At 64.5% G+C, this 6869-nt stretch carries 5 protein-coding genes, 2 pseudogenes and 1 other annotated feature; of the genes and pseudogenes, 2 read left to right on the top strand and 5 right to left on the bottom strand.

The window, feature by feature from the left end; translation table 11 throughout:
- Positions 1 to 24 precede the first annotated feature (24 nt).
- Positions 25 to 945 (top strand): SMP-30/gluconolactonase/LRE family protein, encoded by a 921-nt coding sequence (locus KCI33_RS17135; RefSeq protein ID WP_212526028.1) that lies wholly within the window; start codon positions 25 to 27, stop codon positions 943 to 945.
- Here the strand turns inward: KCI33_RS17135 and KCI33_RS17140 are convergent.
- The 5 genes and pseudogenes from KCI33_RS17140 to KCI33_RS17160 form a co-directional block, all read right to left on the bottom strand.
- Entirely contained in the window at positions 942 to 1991 is a 1050-nt protein-coding gene (locus KCI33_RS17140) for a four-carbon acid sugar kinase family protein (protein WP_212526029.1), read from the bottom strand. The two genes, KCI33_RS17135 and KCI33_RS17140, sit on opposite strands and share 4 nt — an antisense overlap.
- 177 nt (positions 1992 to 2168) lie before the next feature.
- Positions 2169 to 3210: pseudogene (locus KCI33_RS17145) on the bottom strand (IS3 family transposase).
- Positions 2914 to 3030: a sequence feature (AL1L pseudoknot), on the bottom strand. It overlaps the preceding pseudogene by 117 nt.
- Positions 3211 to 3468: 258 nt before the next feature.
- Positions 3469 to 4830: an MBL fold metallo-hydrolase gene (locus tag KCI33_RS17150; RefSeq protein WP_212526030.1), complete on the bottom strand. Its 1362-nt coding sequence runs from the start codon at positions 4828 to 4830 to the stop codon at positions 3469 to 3471.
- Positions 4820 to 5431 (bottom strand): carboxymuconolactone decarboxylase family protein, encoded by a 612-nt coding sequence (locus tag KCI33_RS17155; RefSeq protein WP_212526031.1) that lies wholly within the window; start codon positions 5429 to 5431, stop codon positions 4820 to 4822. Before KCI33_RS17155 ends, KCI33_RS17150 begins: the two co-directional genes overlap by 11 nt.
- 302 nt (positions 5432 to 5733) lie before the next feature.
- A pseudogene (locus tag KCI33_RS17160) lies at positions 5734 to 6215 on the bottom strand (transposase); the annotation flags it as partial.
- 229 nt (positions 6216 to 6444) lie between these two features.
- Here KCI33_RS17160 and KCI33_RS17165 point away from each other — a divergent pair.
- Complete coding sequence (locus KCI33_RS17165; protein ID WP_212526032.1) at positions 6445 to 6636, top strand: hypothetical protein; 192 nt, start codon at positions 6445 to 6447, stop codon at positions 6634 to 6636.
- Positions 6637 to 6869: the final 233 nt, after the last annotated feature.

Consider the following 6869-nt stretch of genomic DNA (forward strand, 5'->3'; position numbering starts at 1 on the left):
TCCCCAACCCGACAGGAGGCCCCCATGTTCGCACCGCCCCCCGTGATCGAGACCGAAGTCTTCGCACGCCTGCCCGAGAAATTCCGCTCTCCCGGCAAGCGCTCGGAATGGCTGGAGGAACAGCCCCGCGGCAATCCGTGCCATTCGCTTCTGGAGGGGCCGTCCTTCGATCGCGACGGCAATCTCTACCTGGTGGACATCCCCTTCGGCCGGGTGTTCCGCCTGTCCCCCCAGGGCGACTGGACGTTGATCACCGAATATGACGGCGAGCCGAACGGGCTGAAGATCCACCGCGACGGGCGCATCTTCATCGCCGATTACAAGAACGGCATCGTCCTGCTTGACCCCGACAGCGGCGCGGTTACGCCGGTGCTGGAGCGCGTGCACCTGGAACGGCTAAAGGCGGTCAACGACCTGGTCTTCGCCTCCAACGGCGATCTCTATTTCACCGATCAGGGCCTGACCGGGCTGCACGACCCCACCGGGCGGGTGTTCTGCCTGCGCGCCAATGGCGACGTGGACTGCCTTCTCGACAATGTGCCGAGCCCCAACGGCATCGTCCTTAACCCGGCCGAGACCATGCTCTATGTCGCCGTGACCCGTGCGAATTCGGTGTGGCGCGCGCCGCTGATGCCGCGCGGACGCGTCGCGAAGGTGCAGAACTTCATCCAGCTGTCCGGCGGCGGCGGCCCCGATGGGTTGGCGATGGACTCCGAGGGCGGGCTGTTCGTCGCGCATATCGGGATGGGCGCGATCTGGGGCTTCACGCCGCGCGGCGAGCCCGCCTTCCGCATCCAGTCCTGCGAGGGGCTGCACAACACCAACATGGCCTTCGGCGGCCCGGAGAACCGCGACCTTTACATCACCGAGTCCGAAAGCGGCTGCATCCTTCGGGCCCGCCTGCCCGTGGCCGGGCAGCCGATGTTCTCGCACATGGAGGTCTAGGCGCCGCGCAACGCGCCCAGCAGCTGGACCAAAAGGCCGGGATCGCCAAATCCGCCGGACTTGGTCAGCACGTTCAGTGACCCGCCGGGGAAGACAGCCCGCGTCACAGGAACGCCCGGCGCGGCCTCGCCCAGCACGTCCAGCGTCGCGACACCCAGCACGTCCAGCACGCTCTGCGCGGTCTCGCCGCCCGTGGCGATCAGCGTATCGGCGCCGGTTCGCCGCACCAGCACGGCCAGCGTCTGCGCGAAGCGTTCGGTCACGTCCTCCCGCGGCTCATCGCGGTCGCCCGCGACCAGCTGCACGAGGATCGTGGCCGCCCTCCCGGTCTGGACGGCCGGGGCCGCGCCATTCGGGCAGGCAACGTAAGCCATATCCGCGCCGCGTGCGCGGAGCTGTTCGACCTGCCGGAGCGTTATCGGGTCCCGCGACCCAATAGCGACCAGCACCCGGCCTGACCGCGGGATCCGCGGCGCCGACGGTTCTGGTGCAAACTTGCGGGCCAGCGCGACGGATAGGCCCCGGGCCCCCGCCACCAGGGTATCGGGCGCCAGCCGCTCCAGCACCGCGTCGAAATCCATGTCGCTGGTGATGTCAGGCACTTCCACCGGGACTGCCAGTCCTCCGAAAGCTGCGCTCACTGACAACGGCCGCGTGATCCCGAAGCCGTGCAGCAGCCCCCCTTCAACCACTCTGCCCAAATCGGGTATGGCGGGCGCAGCCACCACACGCCGATACCCCAAGACGAGTGCCTCGGCGACCTCGGCCGATATGTGGCCCTTCAGACGAGAGTCGATCTTTTTTAGTATTCTGGCCCCTGGCGGCAGTGCGTCGAGCACTTGCCGTATCGCTTTCCGTGCATCGTCTGCGCTGAGCTCCCGAGATTTCGTGCTGACTGCGATTATCCCTTCGCCGGCAGCCAGCACCTCGGGGAGACTGGAAGGCGACAGAGCGGCACGCACGGGCACTCCGTGTTCGGCAATTGGCGCGGCTGTATCCAGTGCCCCCGTGAGGTCGTCGGCAATGATCACCCACCGGTCAACCATGGTCTATCCCCGTTCGCTTCCGCCCTGCTCAGACTGCCGAGCGCACAATGCGGGCTCACTGTGAGATTGGCCAGAGCGAATGAGCAGACATGCCGTCGGTCCATTTCATTATCATGACCTGCCACGGGTGCTGTCAGATGAACCGCACCCGGTTTGCCGGAGGCTGATTGATGTAGGTTATGCAGCCATGGTGTGAGGTTCCAGAGCCGTGTGATGGTTTGCTTCGGCCTCTGCTGGCGGGATGTTTCCGATGGGTGCCAGCAGGCGGCGGTTGTTGAACCAGTCGACCCACTCGAGGGTGGCGTATTCCACGGCGTCGAAGCTGCGCCACGGGCCACGGCGGTGGATGACCTCGGTCTTAAAGAGGCCGTTGATCGTTTCGGCCAAAGCATTTGTCACAGGAGTCGCCGATTCTGCCCACCGCGGGGGCGATGCCGGCTGTCGCTGATGAACGGCGTGCTCCAAGGCATCCAGCACGAATCCGGCATGGGCGGTGCGACTGACGCGCCAACCGACGATGCGCCGAGCGAAGGCGTCGATCACGAACGCCATGTAGACGAACCCCTGCCAAGTGGCGACATATGTGAGATCACTGACCCGCAGCACGTTCGGTGCCGGCACCCGGAACCGCCGGTTCGCCTTGTCCAATGGGCATGGCAGGGCCTTGTCCGGCAGCGTTGTCTTAATCTTCTTCCCGGGGATCGCGGCGTCCAACCCATATCCTTCATCACCCGCGCCACCGTGCATCTGGCCCCGGCGAAACCTTCCCCGGGGGGATGGTGCCAGACCTTGCGCACCCCTAGACCTTGAAGTTCTCATCGAACACCCGCTCGGTCTCGGAACGCAGCTCGGCGTCGCGCTTTGCCCGATCCGACAGGAGCTCGGGGTCGGTCCGCTTGGTCAGGTGATCGTAATAGGTGGACGGGGCAATCGGCAGGTGCTTGCAGATCGGCTCGACCCCGAGTTCACCACGGTGATCGTCGATGACGGCAATCATGACTTCGGTCAGCGGTCGAGCTCCGCCTGGGCAAGATACGCAGATGCCTTGCGCAGAATCTCATTCGCCTGTTTCAGCTCCCGGTTCTCTCGTTCCAGAGCCTTCAGTCGCTCAGCCATCTCAGTCGTAATCCCGGCACGCTCACCCCGATCGACCTCGGCCTTTTTTGACCCACTCGTTCAGCGTCTGCGGCGCACAGCCAATCTTCGCCGAATTCGACATGATCCCCGCCCACCGGCTCTCATGCTGCCCTTAATTGTCCAGAACCATGCAAACGGCACGCTCGCGCATTTCAGGGGAATACTTGTTCGTAGTCTTGCTCATGATGCTCCATCCCACTCAGGAGTTTCAGCCTCCGGCAAACTCGGTGCGGTTCACATCGGTAATTCATGAAGATGACCGGCTCGTCGCCGGTATCGATGCCGCTGCGGCGCGCCAAGAGCCGGTGCGGCCTGGCCGGCGGAGGGCCGGCTGCCCGGCTCACAGCGTGACCCTTTCCAGGTGGTCCGGGGTCTCTGCGGGCCAGCCGTATTCTTCCTCGATCGTCTTTCGGAAAGCGTCCGAGGACTCGGGCTCTCCGTGGGTGACGAAGATGCGGCCCGGCGCGGACCGGAACCCGCCGAGCCAGCGCAGAAGCTCGTCGCGGTCGGCATGGGCGGAAAGCTGGCGGAGGTTCCTCACCTCGGCGCGCACCTCGTGGTAGGCGCCATGGATTTTCACCCTGTCACCCCCGGCGACCAGCGTGGCGCCACGCGTCCCCCCAGCCTGGAAACCCGCGAACAGGATCATGTTCCGGGGATCGGGGAGGTAGCGTTTCAGGTGGTGCAACACGCGGCCGCCGGTGGCCATGCCCGAGGCCGAGATGATGATCTTCGGCATCGGGTCTGTGTTGAGTGCGCGCGACTCGTCTGCGCTGCGGGTGTAGGTCGCCACCGCGCAGAGGGCGCGGCATTCCGCGGCGGTGAGCTTGTGATCCTGGAGATGCGCGCAGTAGATATCGGCGGCATTGATCGCCATCGGGCTGTCAAGGAACACCGGCAGGTCCGGAATCCGCCCGGCCCGCTTGAGCCGCATCAGGTGGAACAGCAGCGAATGCGCCCGTCCCACGGCGAAGGAGGGCACCAGCACCGTCCCGCCCCGCTCCGTCGTCTCGGTGATCGCCTCTGCGAGGTCATCCTCCACATCCTTCCCGCCGTGGCTGCGGTCGCCATAGGTCGACTCGATCACCAACGCGTCGGCCGTCTCGAACGGCCGCGGGTCCGGCATGGTGGGGCTGTCGAACCGGCCGATATCGCCCGAGAACACCACCACCCGCCCGCCGAGCGTCAGCTGCACGCTCGCCGCGCCGAGGATGTGTCCCGCCCGGCGGAACCGGGCGCCGACCCCGTGGGCGGCCTCGAACCGGGTCTCGAAGTCCCACGCCACCAGCTGCGAGAGGCTGGCCTTGGCATCGTCCCGATCGTAGAGGGGCAGCGCCGGCTTGTGCTTGGTGTAGCCGTAGCGGTTGGCGCGCTCGGCGTCCTGCTCATTCAGGTAGGCGCTGTCTAGCAGCAGGATCTCGCAAAGATCCCGCGTCGCCCCGGTGCAGTGGATGCGCCCTGTGAAACCGTGCCGGACGAGCCGCGGCAGATAGCCGGAATGATCGAGATGGGCATGGGTCAGAACCACGGCGTCGATGCTGGCGGGATCCACCGGAAACGGCTTCCAGTTCCGCTGCCGCAGGGTCTTGTAGCCCTGGAACAGCCCGCAATCGACAAGGATGCGCTTGCCCTCGGCTTCCAGCAGGTAGCGCGATCCGGTGACGGTTCCGGAGGCTCCGAGAAAGGAAATGTCAACGGTCATCGGGAGGTCCTTTCCCTGAGGGGGCCGCGGCATTCTCCCAGGGGCCGCCGCCGGCAGGGCCGGGCAGCCGGCAGAACCCCTGGGCGGGCACGGCAAGCGCGGCGTTGAACTTGCTGGAGAGATTCTGAAAGGCGATCAGACCGGTCAGTTCGATGATCGCATCGTCGTGGAAATATTGCCTCAGGCGGGAGAACCCGGCGTCATCGACGCCGCGCTCGTGACGGGTCATCGCATCGGCATAGTCGAGCGCCGCCAGCTCTGCCTCGCTGAACAGGCCGCTCGTCCGCCAGTCCGGCAGCGCCGAGATCCTTTCAGCCGAAACGCCCCGCCGCAACAGCGTGGCCGAGTTGAGATCGACACAGAACGGACAATGATTGACCTGGGATACAAGCACCGTCACCAGCGAGCGCAGCGCGGGGTCGAGGGGCGACGATCTGCGGTCGATCATGCCGTAGAGCAGGGCGACGCCTGCAAACAGCCGGGGTGACCGCGCCCAGAGCCGCGCCGCATCCAGCACGACGCCGTATTTCCGCTTCTGGTTCCAGAAGAACGGGCGCAGCCACCAAGGGTAGCGGGTCCAGGATTTCGGTTCGATCCGCATAGTATCACACGTTCTGCGGAAAATTCGCGCCGCCAGCCCGCCGCGCTGGCGCCCATTCACGGCCGGGCCTCCTGGAACGGAGGCGATGGACCCACGCTAAAACTATAGCGTATTTTGCCGAAAAAGAGAACGCGGCCCATACCTATGTGGCATCAGGAACCAAGACCCGCGAGCCTGCACGCCTCTGGGCGGGGTCGGCAGGTCACGTCTTCCGGCCCATCTGTATGTGCCGGCTATTGCTCGCAATTGTGAATTTGGCGCGACTTCGGAAATCGCTCATATTTGCCCGGCCTGTTGCGCGGCTCGCGGCGCAGCAGGATGAAGAGCCGCCGGTAGCCGAACCACCGACGTTCATTAGCCAACTCCCGCCGCCGACCACGCAGATCGGTATCGGGCGCGCGCTGCGACTGGTGGCGGACCATCTTGCGATCCGCCCCGGCAATCCGGCACGCCCGCCGTTCCGACAGCCCGAACCGGGCCTTCAGATGCGCAACCGCCTCGCGCTTCACGGCAGGCGTCACCACTTTTTTGAAACCAGTTCCTTCATCGCGGCAAGATCGAGCATTTGCTCGGCCAGCAGATTCTTCAGCTTCGCGTCCTCATCCTCGAGCGCCTTCAGCCGCTTGGCCTCCGACACCGTCATGCCGCCGAACTTGGCCTTCCAGTTATGGAAGGTGCCTTCCGACATGCCGTGCTTGCGGCACAGGTTTGCGCACTTCGCGCCCGCCTCGTGCTCCGTCAGGATGCCGATGATCTGCTCGTCCGTAAATCTCGTTCGCTTCAATGTCCGTCCCTTCGTCGGGCCGAACTCTAATCGATGGTGGAGAAAAAATCCCGTGGCAGGTCACGAGGCGTGGACGGCGGCGAATTTCTGCAGACTTCGCATCCACCGGAAGCGGACCATTGCCCGTTTCGGACTGACATCTCCTCCTGAGAGAAACTGACCACAGAGTAGTTATTGATCGAAACGATGGCAGTAGTGATAGTGTCTCCATCAAACAGGAGGAGATACCATGGCTACATATCGCTGCAGCATTTGCGGCATGGGCGTCAACGCCACATGCGCGGATTGCAACGAACCGCTCGTCAACGAAGCGCTCGTGCTTGACGACGGAACCGAGGTGCAAATCTCACGCTGCCCGAAATGCGAGGGCAAGATCAAGTCGCCGTTGTGCTGCGGACAAGACATGGTCTGCGAGGCCTGAGCAAGTGCACCCCAGTAATCGTCCAGCGTTGGGGTCAGCGCTTGAGTGCATTTTCATGCGGATGGATAAGGTCTTGTAGACAAAAGGGATTCACGCCGGACGGTGGGCGTTGCAGGGGTGGTCCACAGAGGTGATGACCTGCCCCCCACGAAGTCCCGCACCATGATGTAGAGTCTGCTCAACCCTGAAGGAGCAGACGAATGCGAAAGAGCCGTTTCACCGAGGCGCAGATT

This window comes from Actibacterium sp. MT2.3-13A (assembly GCF_018139985.1).
Classification (GTDB): domain Bacteria; phylum Pseudomonadota; class Alphaproteobacteria; order Rhodobacterales; family Rhodobacteraceae; genus JAGSOU01.